Origin of the sequence: Candidatus Albibeggiatoa sp. nov. BB20 (assembly GCA_016744725.1) — a bacterium.
Classification (GTDB): Bacteria; Pseudomonadota; Gammaproteobacteria; order Beggiatoales; family Beggiatoaceae; genus Albibeggiatoa.
In genome coordinates this window covers 1-25483 of the sequence record JADGDW010000049.1, presented here as the reverse complement: position 1 = coordinate 25483, position 25483 = coordinate 1, and the positions used below count along the sequence as shown (strand labels likewise).

Genomic DNA, 25483 nt, shown 5'->3' with positions numbered 1-25483 from the left:
CAATAACATTGGATACAGGTGCTGATTCAGGCTTGTCTAACACAGATAGGATTACCAATGATACAACGCCCTTATTTATAGGTACGGCAGAAGAAAATAGCACAGTCATTATTTATAATGATAAGCATAATATTGTGGATACTGCGGTTGCGATTGGAGGCAATTGGTCAGTCTCTATAGCTGATGATGCTGCTCTGCCTGATGGTAAATATAGCTACACAGCTAAAGCGATTGATGCTGCTGGTAATGTCAGCGATTTATCTAATGTTTTAACGATTACTATAGATACGACAGCGGCTGTTTTTTTCGTAGATACGCTTTTGACCAACGATAAAACCCCTCAATTAACAGGCTCTACAGATGATTGGAAGGCTGTTATTGATATACGTGTGTTGACACATCCTGCTCAATATTTGGTAGATGCTATTCATAATAATGCTAATCGCACTTGGGTTTTAGCAGATAACCTTTTAAGCTCAATTGATGAAGGAAGCTATGATATAGAAATAGCAGGTGTTGATCTTGCGGGGAATGTCAGCTCTTATCATATTCCTAATGCACTAATGCTAGACCTTACAGCACCCAACGCACCTTCTACACCAGATATGAGCAGCGATAGCGATAAAGGCACATCTGATAGTGACAATATCACGACCGATCCAACGCCTGAATTTATTGGAACTGCAGAAACGGGGGCAACAGTTGAATTATTTTATGATGTCAGTCATTCCTTAGGTAAAGTCTCTGTTGTCGATGGTGTATGGCATATTACGTCAAGAAAAATACCACAGGGTAATCATGATATTACAGCAATTACAACCGACGTGGCTGGCAATCAAAGTGAGCGCTCAACAGCTCTCAATATCATCATCAAAGCCCCTTCGGTACAAAATTCATCACAGCAGGATTATTATCAATTTGGCGTGTCAGGTTCACAAGCCCATATTCGTAGCATACCGAGTGGGATTGATTGTGAGTATGGCGCAGGTGATTGCAAAGCCATGTTTTATCGCGGAACAAAAATTAAGCTTGAATTAGTCAACATCCAAACCCCTACAGGCTTGACTTTGGCAGATTACAATGTGATTTGGAGCGGTGATCCAGATTGTGAAGATCAACACATTGACATGCAAAATCACATTAATTGTTTAGTACGTTTTTATGGAAAACCAGATTCCTCAAATAAAGATAATTCGAATATATCTGAAAATACACCTGATTCAAATGTGCCGAATTCAAATATACTTGAAGATACGCCTGACTTAAATGAGCCAAATTCAAATATATCTGAAAATTCGCCTGATTCAAATGTGCGGGCCTCTAATACATCTCAACTTAATTTCTTAAATTTTAGTGGTAATGCGGTGTTAAATGGAGGGGCTGAAGATATGATATTAGGTTTTATCTTAGATGGTACAGGCTTGAGTGATGTAACACTACACGCAGAAAAATTAGAACACGGTGTCTTACCTCAAATCACCTTGAATGAGGTGTTATATGATGCCAGCTTGGGCTTTTTTTATGGGAATGTATTGATACAAGAGCAAAACACTGAAAATTTTATTCTAAATGAAACTCTTGCTGCAGGCTCATATACAATACAAATGTCATCTACTGCAGTGAGTGGGCGCGGAATGACAGGGATTAGTTTGCAAAACAATCAACTTGATTTAACCAATATCAGTGTACGTGGTATTTTGGATGATCCATTGATTTTAAACTTTATCGTTGAAAGTCAAAATAGCCGAAATGTTACTGTTAGAAGTCATATACTACAAGGGCAAGTTGAGACTCAGATGAAAATTATCAACTTGACTACGGGACAAATACTTGCTGAACACATTCCCCAGACAGAAGATGCAATAGTTGAAGTGAGTACAGGTGCGTATGCTGTTATTCTCGATACCTTATCTGGTGATGGTATTGGTATGATTGGGGTTGATTTAGAATAATAAATGGTTATCAATCTTATTGCTTATTATTTAATAATTCACCTTACGTAAATAAAAGAACTTTTCATTTGATGTAGGGTGGAATAGCGCAGCGTTTTCCAGCAAAATATGCGATACGCTTGGGATGGTGGAATACGGTGAGAGGTAGTTTATTAATAATAACTAACATCAAAGGCTCATCTATTCCACCCTACTCTTTCAAACTTTTTTCATTTTATGTAACTTGAGTTAATTATTATACAAGTACAAAGGTTGCAGATAACTTATTCAGCATGATAGCTTGGATATAGTGGTTTCATTATAAGTTGTTATATATATTTATTTTAAATGGCTACAGCTCTACTAAAGACAAATTATTGTGTAACACTTAAGAATAAAATGACTATTTTATCCAATATGGAAAGAAATGAATGGCTATTTTACTCAAGTTACCCATTGGTTTTCTAGTAACCTGCTTTTTTCTTCTATTAAGCTTATTTATTTGTATTGTCTTGTTGATAGGCACAATTATAGAAACGGCTCTCATACTTCTAGTTCTATACTTATGGGGTTTTTTTATCGAGCATGAACAAAATGTGCGGGGATATTATTGCTACCCTTGTTTCATCAGGCTTTTTATGGAAAGTACATTTTTACAGGACATGAAAGCATTGTTACGTAATACATGGAAATGGGTAGTAACAACATAACCCAACATGCTAAATTGCTAGTCGTTTTTGGTTTGCTTTCCAACAATGCAAAAAGTCAAAACGGTTGCGCAAAATCATTTTGAATAAGTTTTGCAGCTTAAAATGCAATCAAGCATCATCGCATTTATTATCGCTTCAATACCCAACATCAAATCAATCCCCTCCAATAATAACTCAGAAAAATGATAAACTATGGGAAGAATTCTCGATTTACAAAAAAATAATAACTTTAATACGCAACTCCAAAATATCATAAGGAATGCCTCATGAATGTCCAATCGCTTCCTGAATTATTACAAACCCACAATAAGCAATGTGATGCGGCATATTAAAAAACAGTAAGTTACCTGTTTCAATGACTTCAACAGCAGTATAAATACTGGGGGCAATGAGATTGCCTAAAATTCGTATAAAATCATTTGAATACGGTTGCAATATAAACATTTTCGTGAAGATGCGTGCATGATTGCGGCTCTTTATTTTACATAATATGGTGTTATTCAATATCAACAGGCTTGTGACGAAATACTTTTTGTCCTGTAAACATCGCTGAAATTAATCCGCTTTTTTCTCGAATATCGGTGATAACCGCCGCGATTATGTGCAATGTAATCGCAAGTAATAAAATATAAAATGCCCATTTGTGAATCGTGATAAATGGTTTACGGAATTCACGCATGTCTTGATATTGTTCTACATTCAGCATCGATTTATCCCCCGGTTTTAAGCTTTCAGGTGCAATACCTTCTTTTGCAACCCATTCCGCGATCTCATGTCCAAATGGAGGGTAATAAATGTCTGTGCCTGCCAATACCAAACCTGTCATCGCTTGCGCTAACATCAATATCAGTAAAAAACTAATCATCAATTTTGCGATAGGATTATGACCTGCATAAGCGGTATTGTTTTGACGATAGTCTTTGATTTTATGCAATAAATTTTTATCTAAAGGCAATAAGCTAGCCCAACGCGCATAACGATTGCCGATAAATGCCCAAATCAATCGCCACGCTAAATTAATTGCGAAAACATAGCCGATATAAACATGAATCACTTTGAGCAACAGTTTGGCATCACCGTGAATGCCCAGTGTTTTTGCATTGAAAATAATCAGACCGATTGCAATCAATCCAACAATACAAATGACATTAATCCAATGAAACCAGCGTGTTGTCTTATCCCACACTGAGTAGGCAATCAATTGTTCAGACATTAATGAATACTCCAAATAGTAAAAATAAATCAAAAAAATAGTGGGCAGTACAGAACTTACCCACTGATTTAAAAGTGCTTATATTAAAGGGGATATTATTATTATTTTGTTATGGCAGAGTGCCTAACTGTGCTACTCATGTTCGCCATATTCATGCTCATATTTACGAGAAGCTTCATAATATGTATTAACAATAGATTTTGTTTGTAATCGTGTGATAATAATAGAAGATCAAGCTTAAATCACACTTAAGCTTTGTGCAGAAAATATGATTTTTTTTAAGATTGGTTTAAGACAACTAAGTTAAAGTGACATATGCGTTTATTACTCATAGAAGATGACAAACTGCTTGGAAATGGCATTCAAGCGGGATTACGCCAAGAAAGCTGCATTGTAGACTGGTTGCAAGATGGTGTTGCAGGTGAACACGCGTGGCAATTAGAAACTTATGATGCGATTATTTTAGATTGGAATTTGCCTAAAAAAGATGGGATTAGTCTGCTGAATGCCATGCGCCATCGAGGTGATACGACTCCTGTTTTGTTGTTAACTGCGCGTGATACATTGGATGATAAAGTGGTTGGCTTGGACAGTGGTGCTGATGATTATTTGGTCAAACCATTTGATTTAGAAGAATTATCTGCAAGATTAAGGGCTTTAGTTCGACGCAATCAAGGACGGGCAACCCCTAAAATTTATTATGCCGATTTATGCCTAGACCCCGCTGCACACACTTTAACTCAAGCTGAGCAACCCGTTAAACTCTCCAATAAGGAATTGTTAATTCTACAAATCTTGCTAGAAAATACGGGAAAAGTCATGTCGCGCCAACAATTAGAAGAAGCCTTATATGGCTGGAATGAAGAAATTGAAAGCAATGCGGTTGAAGTGTTTATTCACCATTTACGCAAAAAGCTCGGTAAGCAAATCATCTTAACCATTCGTGGTGTCGGTTATACGATTCCAAAACTGTAAATTGCATCAATATGTCTATTACAAAACATTTGTTAATTTTGGTATTAACCGTAAGTAGCCTGTTTTGGTTATTTGTTGCAGCACAAGCCTATGTGCATACACAACACGAAATTTCCGAAGTGTTTGATGCAAATCTTGCCCAAAATGCCAGAGCCTTATACTCTTTACTAAAACATAAAATAGATAGCAATGAACATTTAGAAATTGATTTACCTTTAATTGGACATCGTTATCAGCAAAAAATTGCCTTTTTGGTTCGAGCCCATGACGGTGATTTAATTGCACATTCGCCGAATTCACCCATATTTCCTATGCCTACTCTCGACTCGCCTTTATATCAAAACCATCAGACCAAACAGCACTTATGGCGGGTATTCACTTTAAAAACCGATAAAAGCGTTATTCAAGTCGCGGAGCAATACTATATTCGGCAAGAACTTATTCAAGAAATTACTTGGGGGGTTGCGGTTGTTTTTATCATGGGTTTGCCCATTTTAGCGATTTTGATGGCGATGGTGATTCATCGCAGTTTGCGCCCTTTACGCTGTCTGGTTTCAGAAATCACCCAACGCACACCAGAGCAGTTAAACCCGATTCAAGTGGAGTCCATACCGCCTGAGATTTCAACCGTGGTTAATGCATTAAATCAATTATTACAACGCCTTGCCTATACTTTAAATAACGAACGGCGTTTTACTTCTGATGCGTCTCATGAATTGCGTACCCCATTATCCGCGTTAAAAGTGCAAGCCCAAGTCGCCCTCCGTGCTGAAACGGTGACAGATAAAGATATTGCATTACGAGAAGTAGTGAAAGGGGTCGACAGAGCAACACACTTAGTCACACAGCTATTGATATTGGCAAGAATGGATGCTTCTCAAGCGATGAAAAAACAGACGGTTGATCTTAAACAAGTCATTTATCAAGTCATTTCAGATTTATCAAGCGCGGCATTAAACAAACAAATTGATTTAGGGGTGGAAATCACGACAGAATCCACCACGATCCAAAGCAATACCGAAGCACTTTATACATTATTGCGAAATTTGGTGGATAACGCGATTTTATATACACCAGAACAGGGTCGGGTCACAATATTTTTAAATCAAGCGGCTGGGAAAATGTGTTTGCTTGTGCAAGACAGTGGCATTGGTATTTCTATTGAACAACAGCAACAGGTTTTTGAACGATTTTATCGTGGTGGACATGACAAACAAGGCAGTGGTTTAGGGCTATCGATTGTGAAACGGATTGTTGATTTACATGATGCACATATCCAATTTGAGCCCGTGACACAAGGCTGCTGTATTATGGTCATTTTTCCAGTGTTTTAGCTTTATGACTTTAAGTAAGAAAAGCGTAAGTTTTTCATGCTGCCAAAGATGTTAATAGGTCTCTTGGTTTTTATTACTGCCCATGGTTAGTATTATATTCTTCAATATATTTATGTATTTGAATGATAAGAGCCAAATTGGAAGAAGAACGAATACAAACCCGTTTGCACCATTGTTCATTTTGCAAGTCTTCAGAAGTAGATAATTGTTCAAGTTTTACACGGTCTTTGGCGTACGTCACCACCCAAGCACGTAATAATAAGCCATACCATTCGCCTGTTTCATCACGGTAATGTGTAGGGATGATTGTATTTAACACTTCTGATTCAATAGTTTGTAAAACCCCTGCTTGTTTTGCACGATATAAACGCCCTGCGTCAATTATCAGTAGCATGTTAGCAGGTAAATTATTACCTTCGCTTTGTAAGCGTTTTAATAAGGCATCGGCTTTGCCTGTAACTAGATTGACTGTAATACCCTGTTTTCTTGGTAAATTGATCTAAAAGAGGTTTAATCAATGCTTCTTTGCGTGCAGAGTAGAGGTTTACTTCTTGTGCTGCTTGAGTTAGGAGTAGTAAGCCTAAACCACAAACTAACATTAGGGAGCGTTCTCAATTAAATCCAAAAGTCCTGAAAATACTCTAATTACCAATCACTTATAAAAGCCTTGTATTTTAAGGTATTATTTAAGTTTTATCCTTTAGATTCAATTTATTACTTGTCGAATGAGAATGCCCCCTACATTGATTAATAATTTTTTATACATACCCTAAGTTCCTTTGTTATTTTTAAGTAAGTGAGTTCTGAAAACAGATAAGAATTGTTCTCAAAATAATTTATAGGCTATTGCGTACCATATAGGCTTTGCACACTCAATTTTTTGAATTAGGACAAAGTAGAAATGTTATAACCATAAGAGATTCCATAGATTGCTTGTAATACATAGTCAACCGAGCTAATCAAGAATCAATTGCTTCCTTAAACAAAGTAAAGCTTTCATAATATTTACTGTATAGTCAATTTCGGTTTATGTATTGGACTGGCAGTCCTTTTACACTTTAAATATCAATCAGTTTCAAAATCTAGGACTGCCAGTCCTGTATCACTTTAGAATAAAATGACTATAAAACACTTTCTTTTTAACAAATTTGGGAATAAGGAGGGAAATAAGACAACTTAATCCACGATGCTTTATTTTCTAATATCAAAATTAAAATCTTAATACTGGAAAATAAATGAGATTTAAAGCATCATTTAAATTAGGTAATAGCAGGTTGTTACTCAACTCTTTTGATTAAAATGTTTTTTTATATCAATTAGGCTTATTTCACATTTTGGCAAAACTGTTGACAATATTATTGTCACTGACTGTGTGCATAAATTGAATGGGTTTAACATGCCTTGAAAAAGACTCCCCAAAAAAAACCGCATTCCTCTTTCCATTGTGTCATTTAACTGCTAGATTATGCTATAAAAGTGAAAGCCAGAGGCACGACAAATAATGCAATACTTCATCATTTTATGCTTGTTATTTTCTACTAGTCTACATGCAGAAGTGATCTTAGATGGTAGCTTAGGACAACGAGTTGAACTGACAGGTTCTCATTATGAAATCACCGAATCGCTAGGTTCACGTGCTGGCAATAATCTATTTCATAGCTTTGAAAGCTTTAATCTTAGCGAAGGAGATGTCGCTACATTCTCTGGTAGCGCAGATATTTACAACGTGATTAGCCGAGTCACAGGTGGTGAGTCTTCCCTCATTGACGGCACAATCGCCAGTACCATGCCAGAAGCCTTTTTTTATTTTATTAATCCTTATGGCGTTGCTTTTGGCCCTAATAGCAGCTTAGATGTTGCAGGTTCATTCCACACTTCAACAGCACACATCTTACGTTTCCTTGATGGAAATGATTTTGATACGGTCAATACAGAAAATACCTTGCTCAGTATTGAAGAGCCTAGTGCCTTTGGTTTTCTGTCAGATAACGTTGCGCCGATTTCATTACAGCAAGCAAAATTAAAAGTCGCTAATTTCAGAACATTATCATTTATTGGCAATCAGCCTACTTTTTCAAGCAGCATTATTTCTGCGGGCATTGGCCAAATTTATGTAATTGGTATTGATGGCAAAGGCGAAGTGGGGTTTAAAACTAATTTTATTAGCAGTACTGAATTTTTTTCTGAATTCGATATTCAAGCTGAAAAATTAGCTGATATTAATATACAACGTAGTTTGCTTTCCGTATCTGGTGCAAAAGGCGGTAATGTTTATATTCGAGGTGGTCACGTTATTTCAGAAGCCAGCCGAATTAGTGCAGAAACGGGCAACTATAATGGTGGCGTGATTGATATTCGGGCACAAGATATCAGCTTACAAGCAGGTACTGAACTGATTGCAAACTCTCGTGGTTCAGGCGGCCTGACCAATATTAATCTTACTGCTGAAAACAATATTACGATTAGTGGTGAAACCATTCGTCAAGATACTGTAATTCCTAGTTCTTTAACCCTACAAGTGGACGATGCCGAGTCAGGCAATATACAACTCAAAGCAAAAAATATTCAATTGTTGGATGGTGGAAACCTTTTTGCCTCATCTTGGGAATCAGGTCAGGGCGGCAATATTATTTTGGAAGCGGCTGAACGGATTGATATTTCAGGCACAACTTCACAAGGTGTTGGTAGCCAAATTGGTGCAAATAGTCGTGGTGAAGAGGTCAATGCAGGTAACGGCGGCACAATTCAACTTAATGCACAATCGGTTTTTATTACTGATGGTGCGCAAGTGGGTTCATTAACTGTTGGATATGGTGATGGCGGTCAATTATCTATTCAAGCGACAAAAGAGCTGACTGTAACAGGTCAAGCAGAGCGTATCGATGGTAATGTGATTCCTACCCGACTCACAGCGATTACGACCCAAGCGGGGCAAGGCGGTAATATTCAAATTGAAACGGCTGAGCTTAATCTACAAGATAATGCACAAATTGCGGCAAGTAGTGTAGGTACAGGCAATGGAGGCACAGTTTCTATTCAAGCCCAAAATGTAACCCTATCAAGCACCAGCCCAGATAAACAAGCAGGTAGTATTATTGCTAACAGTCGTGGTGATGTGGAAAATGCAGGTCGTGGTGGTAATATTGAAGTACAAACAGAAAATTTAACGGTATTAGATGGTGGCCAGCTAACATCCTCAGTCACAGGTACAGGACATGGTGGTAATATTAGTTTAGAAGTCGCCCAAACCGCTTTATTTTCAGGGACTGATCCCAATCAACAATTTTCCAGTGGCATATTAAGTTTGACTACGCAAAGTTCTACGGGTGATGCGGGTACAATCCAGCTCAAATCCACAGGCGTATTATTGGATGACAATGCACAAATTAATGCTCAAACTCGCGGTGCAGGCTTAGGTGGTGATATAACGATTCAAGCACAGGGCTTTGTTGCACAGAGAGAGGGACGTGTGACAGCCCAAAGTTTGGGTACAGGTGATGCTGGGAGCTTGATTTTAGATATTGCTAATACTTTAGTGTTAAATCAAGGTTCTATTCAAACCTCTACCGAAATTGCGGATGGTGGTAACGTGATTGTTGACGTGGGTAATTACCTTTTTATACGGCAAGGTGAACTGAGTACTAGCGTCGGTGCAGATGTGGGCAATGGTGGTAATATCACTTTAAATTCAAAGTTTACGATTTTGCATGATAGTCCGATTATTGCGCGTGCGTTTGGTGGTAATGGGGGTAATATCAATATTGTGACCCGCAGTTTATACAAAATGGAACCTAATTTTCTCAGCCCCATTGATGCCTCTTCACGATTTGGTTTAGATGGGGTTATAACAATTAGTACACCCGATGTTGGTTCAGATGAAGGCTTATTAGTTCTGCCTGAAAGCTTCGTCAGAGCAGACGTTATCCTGCCTAAATCTTGTGGCTCAGATGTCTTACAAAGCAGTTTTGTTTTACAAGATAAAGTCGGTATTACACCATTACAAAGTGACTGGCAACCTGCACATTTTTAATCGATGAATAATAATCAATCTACTATAAACAGTTTTACCAAGCGCATATTAAAAGGATTTAAATGGGCATTGGTAAGTTGTTTTTTATTAACAGGTCTCGGTTTATTGATTACAGTGGTTTGTAATTTATGGATTAATGAACAAACTAAAAACCGTTTATATAATGATGTTGAGCAAGTTCAGCCTAAAAAAGTAGCATTGGTTTTAGGTGCAAATCGTTATGTTGCAGGCGGTCGGATTAACCTATTTTTTCGCTTTAGGATGGAAGCGGCAGCAAAACTTTATCATGCAGGCAAAGTACAACACATTTTAGTCAGTGGTGATAATGGGACTCGTGCCTATAACGAACCGATTGAAATGCAAAAATATCTGGTTGATCTAGGCATTCCCTCTGAAGATATCACGCTAGATTATGCAGGGTTTAGAACCTTAGATTCTGTGGTCCGTGCCAATAAAGTTTTTCAACAAAATGATTTTATTATTGTGTCTCAAGCATTCCATAATAGGCGAGCATTATTCATTGCTGATTACTATCATATTCAGGCCATTGGCTTTAATGCACAGGATGTTACACGCTCACGCAGCTTGAAAACCCGGATTCGTGAATACTTTGCCAAAGTAAAGGCGGTGTTAGATTTGTATATTTTGGGGACACAGCCTAAGTTTTTGGGTGATTTGGTCAACTTGCCTGTTTAGGAGAATCATAGGAAGTGCATTTTTTCTCGTTCCAGGCACTGTGTGGAATGTGTCATAAACGCACTTGCGTCTTAATATTTTTTGGTGTGCGTCCTATCAAATGACGACGTAGTGCGTTATCACAAGTTAAAAGTGTCCGAACCATTGGTTTGATTTAACCCAAAAAATTAGATATTTAGAAATTATAGCTAATATAATCCAAAAATGGTTCGAACCATTGATTTATTACGAATCCTCGGTTTTCTTTTCCATTTCCTGCAATTCTTTATTCAACTCTCTGTAACGCGCCTCAATACGAGAAGCTATAAAGTAGTCCGTATTTTCGCGTTTTCGAGCTTGTTTTAACTGCTCCACCGCTAAACGAGTTTCACCTAATAAATAATAGTTTTCTGCCATCGCTAAGTGAGATTCGGCAATTTGCTGGCTTTCCTCATAAGCTTGAGCCAATAAACGGTAATATTTCGGAAAAGGCTGATTATCTAATTTAGCTAATAAGACTTGCGCTTTTTTCGGCTGTTTTCCATGTCTTAGTAAATATTCACTAAAAGCTAAAGTGAGTTGTACATCATTTGGATAAATTTTTAAAGCTTGAGTATAGATTTGTTCAGTTTTCGCTAAATTTTTCTGTAAAAAGGCCAACCGAGCTTGCAAAATATGATAAATGACCCGATCAGTATCATTTTTCAATAGCCAGTCAATATGCTGTTTTACTGTATCTATTTGACGATTCTCCAATAAAGCTAAGGCTAAACCATAATGCACTGCCGTTTCATTGTTATAACGCCCTTGAGCTAACATATTTTCTAGCTTTTCCACTAACTTACGTATCGGTTTATCAGTGGTTAATACCAGTACTTTGGCGCGTGCCAAATGATAAGCATTTGAATCTAAATAATTTGAAGGTGGATAATCTTCTGCACGATCGCTTGCTTCCGCAGCACGATCAATTGACATTGGATGCGTGAGTAAAAATTTTGGCGGTTTAGTATATAAACGACTTTGTTCTTGAATTCGTTGGAAAAAATGAGGCATATCACGAGGCTCAAAACCCGCCTTAGCCAATAACTCAATCCCAACCCGATCTGCTTCTTTTTCATGTAAACGGGTGAAATGAATTTGCATTTGTAGATTGCCAGCAGTCGCCACCGCTAAACCTGCTTGAGCTATATCCATATTGCCTGTTACCGAACCTAAAAAAATCCCAGCTAACATTGCAGCCACCATCGGGATTGATGTTTTACTGGTCGCTTCCAATTTTCGGGCAATATGGCGTTGTGTGACGTGGGCAACTTCATGAGCAAATACCGAAGCAAACTCACTTTCACTGCGTGCACTAAGCATCAAACCACTGTGTACGCAAATCAAACCACCGGGAGTTGCAAATGCGTTAATGCTCGCCTCATTAAGCATATTAAAGTAAAACGGCTGACTCGACATCCCGCTATATGATACTAATTTCTGACCTAATGAATTGATATAATTATAAACTTCAACATCATCCATCACATCTGCTTCACGCCGTAATTGACGTAATAAAGCCTTAGCAATTTTCTGCTCTTCAATCGGTGACAAGACATTATCTGCCGATGTACCCATATCAGGCAGCTCTAAACTCTGAGCAGGCAGCACCCAAAAACACAGTAATAATATGAAAATATGCATGATAAACCTCTTTTAACTATTCATCACAGCTTGGATCATTTTAACAATATTTTTTGTCGCTGCGACATCGTGAGTCCGAATAATTTTAGCCCCTTTACTGATTGCCAATGCAGTTAAGCCTAAGCCACCATGTAAGCGTTGTTCAACAGGCTGATCTAATACTTTACCAATCATAGATTTACGTGATATACCCACAAGTACAGGATAATCAAGCTGAGTGAATTGCTCTAATTGATTCATCAGTTGCAAATTATGCTCAAGCGTTTTACCAAACCCAAAACCCATATCAATCCAAATATTTTGTGCTGCAATGCCTTGATTTAAACAAGCTGCCACTCGCTGTAATAAAAACTGCTTAACCTCGGCAATCACATCATTGTATTGTGGATTGTGTTGCATGGTTTGTGGTTCACCTTGCATGTGCATCAAGCATACTGTGACATTAGCCTCAGCAGCCACTTGTAAGCTGTGTTCATGACGCAGGGCAGCCACATCGTTAATCATATCAGCCCCAGCTTTGACTGCAGCGTGCATCACTTCTGCTTTGTGTGTATCGATTGAAATTTTGACAGGCAATGCTTGTTTAATCGCTTTGATGATGGGAATGACACGATCTAATTCTTGTTGTACGGAAATGGGCTGTGCATCTGGTCGGGTGGATTCGCCACCGACATCAATAATATCTGCGCCTTGCTGCAACATTTGCTCTGCGTGATACAAGGCCGTATCCTGTTGCTGAAATTGCCCGCCATCAGAAAATGAATCAGGTGTAACATTGAGAATGCCCATGACAAGTGGAAAATTATTTAAACTCATTGATTGTAACGATTAGGTTATAGAAGTTAGAAAAGTGTAACAGCTTAAAAATGAAAATAATTGATTTCAGTATCAGGGAATATAAATATCTGTTCAAACTATTCGTTTTCACGATCTAAAATTGAATATACCGTGACAAGCTCAGACTTTCCTTTGACTTTGACCGCATCCACTTTTTCGATTTGATAACGCGACTGATCCCGTAATTGTAAATAGGTATTATGCGTAATCAATAAATCAACCGTATAATTTTTGGTTAAACTTTCGACTCTTGAGGCCAAGTTCACTGCATCGGCAATCACAGTGCCATCCATGCGCTTCTCACCCCCAATTGTGCCTAACATCAATTTGCCTGTATTAATTCCAATCCCAATGTGGATAGGCTCTTCTTGCGCCTGTTGGCAGTCTCGTTGATTAAAATCGACGAGTGTTTCTAGCATGGCTAAAGCACTTTGTACTGCATCATCAGCGTTACAAGGGAATAAGGCCATAATCGCATCCCCCACATATTTATCAATAAAACCGCCATGTTTTCGTATGATCGGTTCCATTTCGCCTAAATAGGCATTGATGAAATTAAAATTTTCCTGCGGGGTCATTTGTTCAGAAAGACGAGTAAAATCACGAATATCGGCAAATAAAATTGTCATTTCCTTCTCAACATGATCGCCTAATTGAATATCAGTCACTTTTGCTTTATCTAATAGCTTAAGAAATTCTTGTGGCACAAAACGTTGATAAGCCAGATTTAATTCATATAATTCTTCAGTAAAGCGGATTCGTTCTTCTTCAACCTTCTTACGTTCCGTAATATCCAGCATTGAAGTCAAAATCACTTGCTCATGGTTGTACAACATGATTTTGCTATATACCAATGCCCAAAATGGCACATCATCTGCGCGAACATATTGCAATTCATAACCGCGGATTTGCTGCTCTTTTAATAATTTCCCTAAAAAAACCTGCCGATCTTCAAACCGATAATATAAATCAACCATCTGCTTACCAATCAATTTTTGCAATGGCAAACCAAAGCTATCAGCCGCTTGTGGATTGGCGTATAAAATTAAACCATCAGATAAGCTAATAATAAATAAAGGAATTGGCATTGTTTCCGCAATTGTACGAAACCGCTCTTTTTCTCCTAGTAATTGGCGCATTTTCTGGTCGCGAGCTTGTTCTAACTTAATACGGTGTCCAATATCTCGAAATAACGTTGTGACAAAAACTAATTGTTGTTGCGCGTCATAAATTGGTGTGCCCCACATTTCGACAGGAATCGCCCGATTACAAATTTTGATTTCAGCATCATCGATAAAGGTTTGCTTTCCAATCAGAGCTTGTTTAAACGGTGTTTTTTCCGCAGGATAGGGTAAACCTGTGTCAATAGAACAGATTTCATAATCTTGCTGTTCGGTTTCTTGATCGGGATGTGTTAATTGGTGAGCATGTTGATTGCGGCTGAATATTTGCCCATCAGGTTTAAATACGCTAATACCAATCGGTATTGCATCAATCAAAGCATTAAGATTAAATACTTTTGTTTGTAACTGCTTATTTTTACTATTAATTTTATGAAATTGTTGGCGCAAATATTTATTTTGATAAAATTGGATAATTGCAAAACCGAGACTGAATATTGTCAACAACATCAAAATGTAAAACATGATTGTTACCCCCCAAGGACTGCCAATTTCCTAGAACTGGAGTCCTTATGCCACAACACAAGGCATTGAGGTCATTTAAATCCTATTTTTCTAGTAAACGTGGCATTAGTTCTGTTAAATTACAAGGCCGAGTACGTGCGTCAAGTTGTTCTTTAATCAATTTATCCCATGCAGTACGACAAGCCCCTGTAGAACCTGGTACGCAAAAAATGTACGTGCCATTTGCAACACCTGCCAATGCGCGTGATTGTAACGTTGATGTGTTAATTTCTTCGTACGATAAAAAGCGGAAAATTTCGCCAAACCCATCAATCATTTTGTCTAATAATGGTGTGACCGCTTCTGGTGTGCCATCACGTCCTGTTACCCCTGTGCCACCCGAAGTAATTACAACATCCGTTGCATCATCAGCAATCCATTTGGAAACCATGGCACGGATTTGATAAATATCATCTGGGACAATCGCTTTTTCTGACACTTGGTGTCCTGCTTGTGTCAAACGTTCAACTAAAGTTTTACCTGATTTATCCGTTTCTTCAGTACGTGAATCAGATACTGTCAAAATAGAAATATTGAGCGATTTGAATTCATGTTTGTAATCATGTGAATCTGACATGTTTTACTTCCTTGTAGTCGTTTATCCTGCCAGTTTAATAGCAGTTATGTAAAGAATGTTTTGATATTTTTGCTACTATAAAATAATCCAAAAAGCTATTCGATTTATCATAAATATTTTTATTTTGGTGTGTTATTTTACAAGAGCCATTTAACATTACTTATGTATTTATAATACTCATTCTATTTCAAATTGTTTTAATATAGATAATGGTTTATCACCAATGATTAACTCTGCTGCTCGCAAAATACCTGATTGAGAATGGAATAATGGATAAATATAAGCAAGTTCACCAACAATCACTAACAAATGATTTCCGTTAGGGCTTATCACAATTTGTCTAATTCGTTTTGGATGTGAAAAGGAATATAGTTGCTTCTGAGTTTGCCAATTCTGGATTGAAACCTTTGTCTTAGATGCAGTGACTAATAATTTTTTATTTAAATCAACATGATTAATAGGATTGCGAAAAGTAAATTGTGTAAGAGGTTTAGCATTTATCGATTTCAAAATATGGATTGTATTATTTGCAAATGATGCGGCTATTTTATCAGTTTGGCAGCTAAAACTCTTAAGTGCTGTATTTTCAGAATTAAAGCTGTGTAGCTGTTTAGTTGTATCAATATCCCAAAATTGGATTTGACCATCAAAGCTTGCCACAACTAATGAGTCTTCTTGAAAGCAAAGATATTTAACGGCCTTTTGATAATGACTGAAGCTATGCATTAACTGCCCAGTTTTAACTTGCCATAATTTTGCCGTACCATCTTTTGAACCTGTAGCAATAAGCTGGTTATTAGGAGAAAATTCAACTGTATAAACAAGGTCTTGGTGTCCTATATAGGTTTGTAGTAACTCACTTGTCTCAGTTTTCCATAAACGAGCTGTCTTATCTTGTGAAGCAGTTACAACATACTGATTATCATCTGAAAATGAAGCAGAAAGGATGGCTGCACTATGGCCTTTTAATAAACCGATTTGTTTTTGCTGAGCCATATCCCAAACTAAAGCCGTATTACCACCTGCAATCAGTAAAAACTCACCATTATGACTAAATTTTGCGTAAGACAATGGAGACCAATCTGGCAACATAAACGTCAGTTTTACTTTACCTGTTGCTATATTCCATAAATAACCAAAGCCTTCGATTGAAACTGTTACAACATATTGACTATCAGGGCTAAATATTGCGTATTGTATATCTATTTGGTGTTTATCCAATACTTTTAGAGATTGTTGACCATGTTGAGCCACAATATCATACAAATGTTCAATAAATATTTGCTGTGACGAATGCTCAAAAGCTCTCAAAAGTAATGCTGTTGCCATTTGAGGCTGATCGATATAATTATCTACAGCCTGTAAAATCCATTTTGCATAGTAAGCATTTTTTTGTTCATTTACTGTAGTAACTGATTCACGAAGCGAGATTACTTGATTTTTTAAATTAGAAATTTGTTTTTTGAGCTGAGGAACTTGTTGTGAGTCTACTAGCTTTGATTGAGGCTGTTGGGAAACTTGTTTGCTAAAAGCAAAATAATACATGGAGATAACAGCAACGCATAATAAAACTAAAATATTTGTACTAATTAGCCCTATCAGTAAATTATTATCACCTGATTGCGTTGAGTGAGACGCTTGATTCAAAATAGCCTTTTGACTTTCAGAAATTAACTGTTTTTCTATATTAGAGAGTTCATCATTTTTAAGCCATAAACGAATATGAGTAAGTTCTCCTTTCGTCAGAAATTGGCCATTTTGTTCCCAATTGTGTGAGCCTATTTGCAATACTTCTTGGGCAATAGATTTTTCAGCGACTTCATTTGCTAGAGCTTGATGCTTTTTATAGGATTCTTGCCAATTTTCCATACCAAAATATCTTCTGTTTTGATTGTTACATCGGCATTATATATGGATACAGCAATAAATTGTATCAATGATTTAGACGCTTTTTATAACTGATTATTTATATATATTTCAAATCCCCAGCTAAAACGTAAAATATTTTATTTTTCAAATAGTTACAATTTTAGGTAATGGAGATTTTCAAAAACTATCCAAGGTTCTGCTGTATCATACAAAGATAGATATAATGTCAAACAAGCTTTTTAAACTTAAAAATCTTCCTCATCCACTTCTAATTCTTTAATTTTTCGAGTTAATGTATTACGTCCCCAACCTAATAATTTAGCGGCTTCCTGACGTTTACCACCTGTATGCTTCAAAGCGGTTTTAAGCATCACAATTTCAAAACGTGGTAATGCTTCATCCAATAACGCGGTACTCGCACCTGCGGCCAGTTGTTGTTCAGCCCAGAGCTGTAAGCTTGATTCCCAGGAGTGTTGCTGTTCTTCATTTGGACTTTGCTTGCGTAATTCTAATGGTAAATCTTCGACTAATATTTCATTGCTAGAAGCCATGACCGTCAGCCAATGACAGACATTTTCCAATTGTCGTACATTGCCACGCCATTCTAATCGCGATACATATTTTTCTGTTTCAGTTGCAATCGTTTTGGCTTCAACCGTTAATGATTGCGCGGAGCTGGCAAGAAAGTGACGCATTAAAGTAGAAATATCTTCTCGACGTTGGCGCAACGGTGGAATATGAATCCGAATCACATTCAAACGATGATATAAATCCTCTCGAAATGCCCCTTGCTTGACCCGACTTTCTAAATCTTGATGGGTTGCTGCGATAATCCGCACATCTACTTTAATCGGCGTATGGCCACCAACGCGGAAAAATGTACCATCAGCCAATACACGTAATAATCGGGTTTGCAATTCTGACGGCATATCACCAATTTCATCTAAAAATAATGAACCCCCATCCGCTTGTTCAAAACGCCCAATCCGCTGGCTAGCAGCCCCTGTAAATGCTCCCCGTTCATGACCAAATAATTCTGATTCAAGTAGGTCTTTGGGAATCGCTGCCGTATTCAAAGCAATAAAAGGTTTTTTGGCGCGAGGACTGTGTTTATGCAAAGCATGAGCAACCAGTTCTTTACCTGTACCTGATTCACCTGTAATCAAAACTGTAATATGGGAACGAGATAAACGCCCAATCGCGCGAAATACTTCTTGCATCGCAGGAGCAGAGCCGATAATTTCGCTAGGTTTAATGGTTTCAACATCATTATGACTGTCTTGGCTGGCACTACGCTGCATCGCACGACGAATTAAATCAACGGCTTCATCTACATCAAATGGCTTGGGCAAATATTCAAATGCACCACCTTGATAAGCTGCTACAGCACTGTCTAAATCAGAATAGGCCGTCATGATAATCACTGAAATATCAGGATAAAGCTGATTGATTTTTTCTAATAAACGCAAGCCATCCATACCGGGCATTCTAATATCAGTCACAATCGTATTAGGCTGTGACTCATCTAACATCGGCAATACTGAATTAGCGTTTTCAAATGCGACAGCAGGAATATCCGCTTTTTCAAGGGCTTTTTTTAATACCCAGCGAATCGATTTATCATCATCTATGACCCAAACTTCATGTTTCATACTTCATCCTCCAACATTGGTAGCCATAGCGTAAAAGTGGTTTGTCCAGGAATGCTGTCACATTCGATAATACCGTCATGTTGATTCACAAGACTTTGGGCAATTGATAAGCCAAGTCCTGTGCCTTCAGCACGACCTGTCACCAATGGATAAAAAATTTGATCTAAAATATCATCTGGCACACCCGGCCCATCATCTTTAATATCAATCCCCAAAACTAATTTATGGCGTTTATTACCCAGTGTCATTTGGCGATGAACTCGGGTTCGAATTGTAATTTCGCCTTTGCCATCCATGGCTTGAGTGGCATTGCGCATAATATTGAGAATAGCTTGAATCAATTGATCGGGGTCTGCATTAAATTCTGGAATACTGGGGTCAAAATCGCTATGAATGATTAAGCTTTCCCCTAGTTCTGACAGTAATAGCTGACGTACTCGAATCAGTATTTGGTGAATATTGGTTGTGCGTTTGTGACTAGCAACATTGGGTTGCAACATCCGATTAAGTAGGCTTTGTAAACGATCGGCTTCTTCAATGATAATATCGGTATATTCACGTAATTGGACGCTAGGCAATTCACGCTCAAGTAGCTGTGCTGCACCACGCAAGCCTCCCAGCGGATTTTTAATTTCATGGGCCAAACCGCGTATAACGTTACGAGCAGCTTGTTGTTGTAATAATAGATTTTCTTCACGGGTAATACGTATATGTTGATCGACTTGAATTAATTCGATAAGCAAATATTGTTGGGTGGCTTCAAAAATAGGAGTTGCAATACAATCTACCGCAATGGTTCTTGCACCTAAAAAGTGCAGTCGTAGACCACGCTCAATGAGTGAGCAACGTTTCATGACAATTTGCGAAAGAATTTCAGGAGTTAATTTTTCATGAGTTAATACCTGCTGAATCGGTAAGCCTTGCGCCTGTTTAGCACTGATTTCTAATAAAGTTTCAGCCGATGAATTAATCGAAAATAATTGGAATTGGTCATCAAACCATAAGACCGCTGTGGTGAGATTATCTAAAATTTGTTGAGCAACATGAGTTTGGGTCATCATTCATCTAGGCATCCCTGTCAAAAGTGGCTACTGTTCCGCAATAATTATGCCGCTTGATTTTAAGTGGTTTTGATTTATAACTACTTGGTAAATGATGATTTGTATAGATTGGCTGCGCTATTTAATCGCATTTTGCTTTGAAGGCGCACTTTTTTGGTGCGTTTAGTACGCTGATATTATTATATGCTTTAAAAAACCTCTCAAACCATTGAGCTAAAATTCGATACTAAAACCATCATTAGCGGCTCTTTGTGCATATTTTTTAATGTGCCAGCTTTAGCTGATTTTGCCTTTTCGCTTCTTTTCAACATGAATTGCTATTACAATATGCGTTTGCCTATATGTTCTAATGCGGATACAGAAGAATGCCAAACGTTTTAATCATTATCGTAACATGGAATAAAAAGCAATATGTGCTAGACCTGCTTGATTCAGTCAAAACTTTAGATTACCCAGAACAGGATATCGATATTGTAGTAATTGATAATGCAAGTAATGATGGAACGGCTGAGCTTATTCGTGCTGAATATTCCCATGTTCATTTAATTTGCAATCCTGAAAATATTGGTGGGACAGGTGGTTTTAATACAGGTTTAAAATGGGCATTTGAACAACCAGAAGGCAAATATCAATACTTATGGTTACTGGATAATGACGTATTAGTCCATCAAAAAGCATTGACTGAATTAGTTGATCTACTTGAGCAAAAACCTGATATTGCGGTTGCAGGTTCAACTATGATGCAATTGGATTATCCGTGGCGTATCAATGAAATGGGAGCATATGTTGACCGTCGTTTTCATGCTGGCCAATTGATTTTAAATCGACACATGGAACAGATTCCTGCATGGTTTGGTAAAACCGCTGATGAGCTATTAACCGCTGATGTTGATTTAAGTAAATTGCTGATGCACTGTAATCAATTCATGGATATTGAATATGTTGCTGCGGCCTCATTAGTGATTCGGGCTGATGTGGCGAAAAAAGCAGGTTTGTGGCGTGATTATTTTATTCATTATGATGATATTGAATGGTGTTTACGGATTGGCAAAATGGGACACCGTGTAGTTGTCTCCGCAAAATCTTTAATCTGGCATTTATCCGCTGCTGCAAAAGTCCCGACTTGGGTATTGTATTACGATAATCGGAATGTATTGGACATGCTACAACATCATGGCCTACCCAAAGCGACTTTACAGCGTCTGAAAAAACATGTTTTGAAAAAAGCCGTTTATTATCATTTGATTGGGAAATCTGATTTAGCCCAATTACACGATGATGCGATTAACGATTTTGACCAAAAAACCATGGGTAAATGCAATATTCAGCTACAGATAAAACCGTGTCCGCATGACGAAATTAAACAGATTTTATTACAGCCTGAGATTAAACGGGTGTTGATTTCGTATCCCGTCAATTTAAATACAATGAATATTCAAGAGCCGTTCCGTCAAGCTCAATTAGAACGCCCTGAATTACAAATCGAATTTATGCCATTGCCAACAGGCGAGGCGGTTTATCAATTGCCAAACCCTCAATTTATCTCCAATATTCCACGCCGATTTTTAGCCCGTTGGTGGCGCTATTGGACGATGCGTGGCCAATATGATTTAGTTGTACAATCAGATTATCAACCTGTCATTGGTCTTGCGTGGATGAAAGCTAAACAGCTTTATGTGAATGATGAAAACTTCTGCGTGCGCGAAACCACAAGTTGGAAAAATGTATGGCAAGCTGGGCTTAAATGGTTCTTTTATCGCTAATAATAAATTGAAAAATCATGTTTCATTGTGTGCTTTATCAACCTGAAATTCCGCCTAATACGGGTAATATTATTCGTTTATGCGCTAATTCGGGTATTCAACTACATTTAATTCATCCACTCGGTTTTGAACTGGATGATAAAAGAATGCGTCGGGCGGGTTTGGATTATCATGAATGGGCAAGCGTTAAAGAATATCAAAGCGTAGATGAATTTATTGCGCAAATGCAACCGAAACGTTTATTTGCCTGTTCAACTAAAGGGACAATCAATCATACCGCCCCTGATTATCAGGCTGGTGATGGATTTATTTTTGGTCCTGAAACCCGTGGGTTGCCTAATGATTTTTTAGCAAGCTTACCTGCTGAGCAAGTGATTAGAATTCCTATGTTGCCCACTAGTCGCAGCTTAAATTTATCCAATTCAGCCGCCATCATTTTATATGAAGCATGGCGACAACTGGATTTTGTCATTTAAATCAATGGAGTTCGGTGTCACGCTGCATCGAACTCAGATCAATCCAGCTCTTCAATCCATGCCATCTGAATCGCTTCTAAAATCTTCTCATTACTATGTTGTGGGTCATCATCAAACTCATCTAACTTGCAAACCCATTGATGTAAATCAACAAAATTCACATATTGTGGATTGGTATTAGGGAGTTGTTCGTAAAGTTGTATTGCAATTTCTTGCGTATCTGTCCATTTAATTGACATGATGCTTTGCCTTTAAAATAGTTTAATATTTTTATTTACAGTAAGTTAGCAGTTCCGAAATGGAGAATGAGCCATTATTTTCAAATTGACGATGATTAATCCAGACGATTTGGAATCTTGTTCCTAAATATTAGGATTGGTATAAAACCACGATTTTTCCAGTAATCAAAGCAAAACAATGATGATTTAAATTGTGGTGCATTTGCCATTATACTGTACTGCTTACCCACCCATTTGTACAAAGCAGGTTGCAAATGTTTCGCATACTTCTTTTAGTGTTTTTAAGTGCTACTTGTGCCGCTCAAACAACCGATGAATTGCTGAAACAAACCAGCCAATATCATCAACAAGGCAATGCAACGGCAGCTATTAAAAAATTACAACAGGCTTTACAACAAACAGCGCATTTTAGTATTGATTATTTTAAACTGAATCATGAATTGACTGAATTTCATATTGCTCGCCGTGAATTTGATTTTGCCCAAACCTATGTCCAGCAAAATTCTAAGCTTGCCCAAAAACTGGATAATCCATTATTAATTGCTAAAAACCTAAGTCAGCTTGGTAAAATTGCCCTTGCTCAGCAACAAATAAAACCAGCGGCTCAGTATTATTTACAAGCTTTACATACCGAATTTGAAGATATCGAGTTAAAAACTATAATATTAATTAATCTTAGTCAATTGGACTCAAGTTATATTCCATTAATAGCGCAGAATATAAAGGATTTAACTGAATCAGTAGCAAAATTTAATGCCCTTCTGACCCTTGCGAAACAACAAGATAAGCTTTCGTTATATCAGCAAGCATTGCAACTCAGTTTTAAATTGAATAAACCACGTTTTAAAAGTTTAGCTTATGGCTATTTAGCAGAATATTACCAAAAATACCAACGTAATAATGACGCATTACAGTTACTTCAGTCTGCATTGTTTTTTGGTCAAAATGAGTTGGATATACTATATCGCTGGCAATGGCGAAAAGCCCAAATTTTACGCAAACAGGAAAAAAACGCTGCTTCAATACAATATTATCAATTCAGTATCGAAAATATAGAAAAAATTCGTTCAGCTTTATTGTTAGGCTATATTGGAGAACAGGAACATTTTGAACAGTTTGTAAAACCTGTCTATTTTGAACTGATAGATATGTTATTACAACAAGCCTCACAGGCCATAGTCGAAAAGCAAATCCTATTAAAACAAGTGATTCTTATTTTAGAACAATATAAAAGTTTAGAATTAGAAAATTATTTTCAAGATGATTGTGTATCAAAGACCCAACCAACTGATTTAAAAAATCAAATTCCTAAAACAACCGCCATATTTTACCCAATTTTATTATCTGAACGCTCTGAATTATTATTGTTGATTCAAGGTCAAATAATCCAAGTAACAATCCAACAGCAATATTTACAAGATTTACAGTGGTTAGTTCAACGCTTTCTAGTACATTTAGATAAAAGGGTAGGACAAAAAATTTATGCTTGGCTGATTGAACCGATTGAAAATATTTTAGAAAAATATCAAATTAATACCTTGGTTATTGTGCCGTACGACATTTTATATACCTTGCCTTTTGCCGCCTTACACAATGGAGAAGACTATCTGATTAAGCATTATGCGTTGGCTGTTACCCCAAGTTTGCGACTGACTACATTGAAGTCAACAATTAATTTTGATTACAAATTGCTTGCAGGTGGCTTATCCCAATCGACAGGGCAATTTCCAGCTTTGCCTTATGTTAATAAAGAGTTGCAACAAATTGATATTATTTGGAATGATAAACAATTACTTAAAAATGATAACTTCCAATTTGACACACTTTATCAAAATTTAAAACAACAGCCTTATAATTTGCTCCATTTAGCAACCCATGCCCAAATTAACCCAAAAGTCAGAGATAGTTTTTTGCTTACTTATGAGGGAAAAATGAATTTAAATCAACTTGAAAAGCTGGTGAGGTTACGTCAATTCCAACAGCAACCGATTGAATTACTAACTTTAAGTGCGTGTCAAACAGCTCAAACGGGCAATAGACAGGCCGCCTTAGGTATTGCAGGCTTAGCGGTTAAATCAGGGGCGCACAGTGTACTGGCCAGCTTATGGGCCATTGATGATGCAGCAACAGCAGAGCTTATCCCGATTTTCTATCAGAAATTAGCGAAAAGAACAATATCAAAAGCCCAAGCTTTACAACAAGCCCAATGGAAATTAATGCAACTAACCACATATCATCACCCACGCTATTGGAGCGGATTTATTTTGATTGGTAACTGGTTATAAGGGAAGTGAAGAAACGACTTAAAAAGATAAAACCTCTGCGCACAGTTTAAAAACGATTTGCAGAGGTAAGACTACTTATTTTAATTATATACATTAGAAACTTTTTCAAAAGTCAGCAGCCAAATCTTTATAAAAAACAAAGCGACAAAGCAATTCTTTTTATAAATATTTGAAACAACTCAATATTAAATTAGCCTCTAAAGCCTCATCCTTTGAACTGGTAGTTTGGCGCAATGCCTTTATACTTCGCTTGCCCTATGGTGTTTAAAATGCACTCTACAGTACAAGCGGCACTGAACTTAGCATAAACGTTATACCTTCTACAACCTTTTAATTATAAAATATAGTTATTGTAAGTATTACATACTATAAAAACGCCCCCTGCATTTCAAAATAAACATTTTAATTCAAATAGATATTTTAAAAAGAAAGCGCTAAAATCATTTGAAATTTTTTAGTTGTATTCTCTCTAAACATCAATACCAGAC

19 protein-coding genes are annotated in these 25483 nt (G+C 37.3%); 8 read left to right on the top strand and 11 right to left on the bottom strand.

From position 1 onward, the window contains the following. On the top strand, positions 1-1952 hold a 1952-nt coding region (locus ABXH34_RS07620; RefSeq protein WP_353571276.1), incomplete at its 5' end, for an Ig-like domain-containing protein. Positions 1953-2905: 953 nt separating this feature from the next. Here ABXH34_RS07620 and ABXH34_RS07615 read toward each other — a convergent pair. Both ABXH34_RS07615 and ABXH34_RS07610 read right to left on the bottom strand, forming a co-directional pair. Further along, positions 2906-3085 (bottom strand): hypothetical protein, encoded by a 180-nt coding sequence (locus ABXH34_RS07615; protein ID WP_353571275.1) that lies wholly within the window; start codon positions 3083-3085, stop codon positions 2906-2908. Between the two features lie 52 nt (positions 3086-3137). Then, positions 3138-3854 (bottom strand): cytochrome b/b6 domain-containing protein, encoded by a 717-nt coding sequence (locus ABXH34_RS07610; RefSeq protein WP_353571274.1) that lies wholly within the window; start codon positions 3852-3854, stop codon positions 3138-3140. A 315-nt stretch (positions 3855-4169) separates the two neighbouring features. Here ABXH34_RS07610 and ABXH34_RS07605 point away from each other — a divergent pair, with 315 nt between their 5' ends. Then, the gene (locus tag ABXH34_RS07605) at positions 4170-4829 is read left to right on the top strand and encodes a response regulator (RefSeq protein WP_353571273.1); all 660 of its coding nucleotides are present in this window, start codon (positions 4170-4172) and stop codon (positions 4827-4829) included. 11 nt (positions 4830-4840) lie between these two features. Beyond that, the gene (locus ABXH34_RS07600; protein WP_353571272.1) at positions 4841-6163 is read left to right on the top strand and encodes an ATP-binding protein; all 1323 of its coding nucleotides are present in this window, start codon (positions 4841-4843) and stop codon (positions 6161-6163) included. 73 nt (positions 6164-6236) lie between these two features. Here the strand turns inward: ABXH34_RS07600 and ABXH34_RS07595 are convergent, their stop codons facing one another. Further along, positions 6237-6557: a type 2 periplasmic-binding domain-containing protein gene (locus ABXH34_RS07595; RefSeq protein ID WP_353571271.1), complete on the bottom strand. Its 321-nt coding sequence runs from the start codon at positions 6555-6557 to the stop codon at positions 6237-6239. Positions 6558-7664: 1107 nt separating this feature from the next. On the opposite strand from ABXH34_RS07595, the gene ABXH34_RS07590 reads away from it, so the two are divergent. Further along, positions 7665-10193, top strand: coding sequence for a two-partner secretion domain-containing protein (locus ABXH34_RS07590; protein ID WP_353571270.1), 2529 nt, complete (start codon positions 7665-7667; stop codon positions 10191-10193). 69 nt (positions 10194-10262) lie between these two features. Then, a complete protein-coding gene (locus ABXH34_RS07585) occupies positions 10263-10889 on the top strand; it encodes a SanA/YdcF family protein (protein WP_353571269.1) in 627 nt (208 codons plus the stop codon). Positions 10890-11114: 225 nt separating this feature from the next. On the opposite strand, the gene ABXH34_RS07580 is transcribed toward ABXH34_RS07585, so the two are convergent. The 7 genes from ABXH34_RS07580 to glnL form a co-directional block, all read right to left on the bottom strand. Continuing rightward, on the bottom strand, positions 11115-12551 hold the full coding sequence (locus ABXH34_RS07580) for a M48 family metalloprotease (RefSeq protein WP_353571268.1): 1437 nt from the start codon (positions 12549-12551) through the stop codon (positions 11115-11117). A gap of 12 nt (positions 12552-12563) precedes the next feature. Continuing rightward, on the bottom strand, positions 12564-13367 hold the full coding sequence (gene folP, locus ABXH34_RS07575) for a dihydropteroate synthase (RefSeq protein WP_353571267.1): 804 nt from the start codon (positions 13365-13367) through the stop codon (positions 12564-12566). 98 nt (positions 13368-13465) lie between these two features. After that, positions 13466-15034 (bottom strand): adenylate/guanylate cyclase domain-containing protein, encoded by a 1569-nt coding sequence (locus tag ABXH34_RS07570; RefSeq protein ID WP_353571266.1) that lies wholly within the window; start codon positions 15032-15034, stop codon positions 13466-13468. An 82-nt stretch (positions 15035-15116) separates the two neighbouring features. After that, positions 15117-15650: a molybdenum cofactor biosynthesis protein B gene (gene moaB / locus ABXH34_RS07565; protein ID WP_353571265.1), complete on the bottom strand. Its 534-nt coding sequence runs from the start codon at positions 15648-15650 to the stop codon at positions 15117-15119. A gap of 177 nt (positions 15651-15827) precedes the next feature. Beyond that, the gene (locus ABXH34_RS07560; RefSeq protein ID WP_353571264.1) at positions 15828-17519 is read right to left on the bottom strand and encodes a WD40 repeat domain-containing protein; all 1692 of its coding nucleotides are present in this window, start codon (positions 17517-17519) and stop codon (positions 15828-15830) included. A 245-nt stretch (positions 17520-17764) separates the two neighbouring features. Then, the gene (gene ntrC, locus ABXH34_RS07555) at positions 17765-19171 is read right to left on the bottom strand and encodes a nitrogen regulation protein NR(I) (protein ID WP_353571263.1); all 1407 of its coding nucleotides are present in this window, start codon (positions 19169-19171) and stop codon (positions 17765-17767) included. Next, on the bottom strand, positions 19168-20232 hold the full coding sequence (gene glnL / locus ABXH34_RS07550) for a nitrogen regulation protein NR(II) (RefSeq protein ID WP_353571262.1): 1065 nt from the start codon (positions 20230-20232) through the stop codon (positions 19168-19170). The genes ntrC and glnL overlap by 4 nt, the downstream gene beginning before the upstream one ends. 365 nt (positions 20233-20597) lie before the next feature. On the opposite strand from glnL, the gene ABXH34_RS07545 reads away from it, so the two are divergent. Further along, positions 20598-21995, top strand: a complete 1398-nt coding sequence (locus tag ABXH34_RS07545) for a glycosyltransferase family 2 protein (RefSeq protein ID WP_353571261.1) — start codon at positions 20598-20600, stop codon at positions 21993-21995. Between the two features lie 17 nt (positions 21996-22012). Beyond that, complete coding sequence (trmL, locus tag ABXH34_RS07540; protein WP_353571260.1) at positions 22013-22471, top strand: tRNA (uridine(34)/cytosine(34)/5-carboxymethylaminomethyluridine(34)-2'-O)-methyltransferase TrmL; 459 nt, start codon at positions 22013-22015, stop codon at positions 22469-22471. A 38-nt stretch (positions 22472-22509) separates the two neighbouring features. On the opposite strand, the gene iscX is transcribed toward trmL, so the two are convergent. Beyond that, positions 22510-22710, bottom strand: coding sequence for a Fe-S cluster assembly protein IscX (iscX, locus tag ABXH34_RS07535; RefSeq protein WP_353571259.1), 201 nt, complete (start codon positions 22708-22710; stop codon positions 22510-22512). 254 nt (positions 22711-22964) lie between these two features. Here iscX and ABXH34_RS07530 point away from each other — a divergent pair, with 254 nt between their 5' ends. Further along, positions 22965-24995, top strand: a complete 2031-nt coding sequence (locus ABXH34_RS07530) for a CHAT domain-containing protein (protein ID WP_353571258.1) — start codon at positions 22965-22967, stop codon at positions 24993-24995. The last annotated feature ends 488 nt before the right edge of the window (positions 24996-25483 follow it).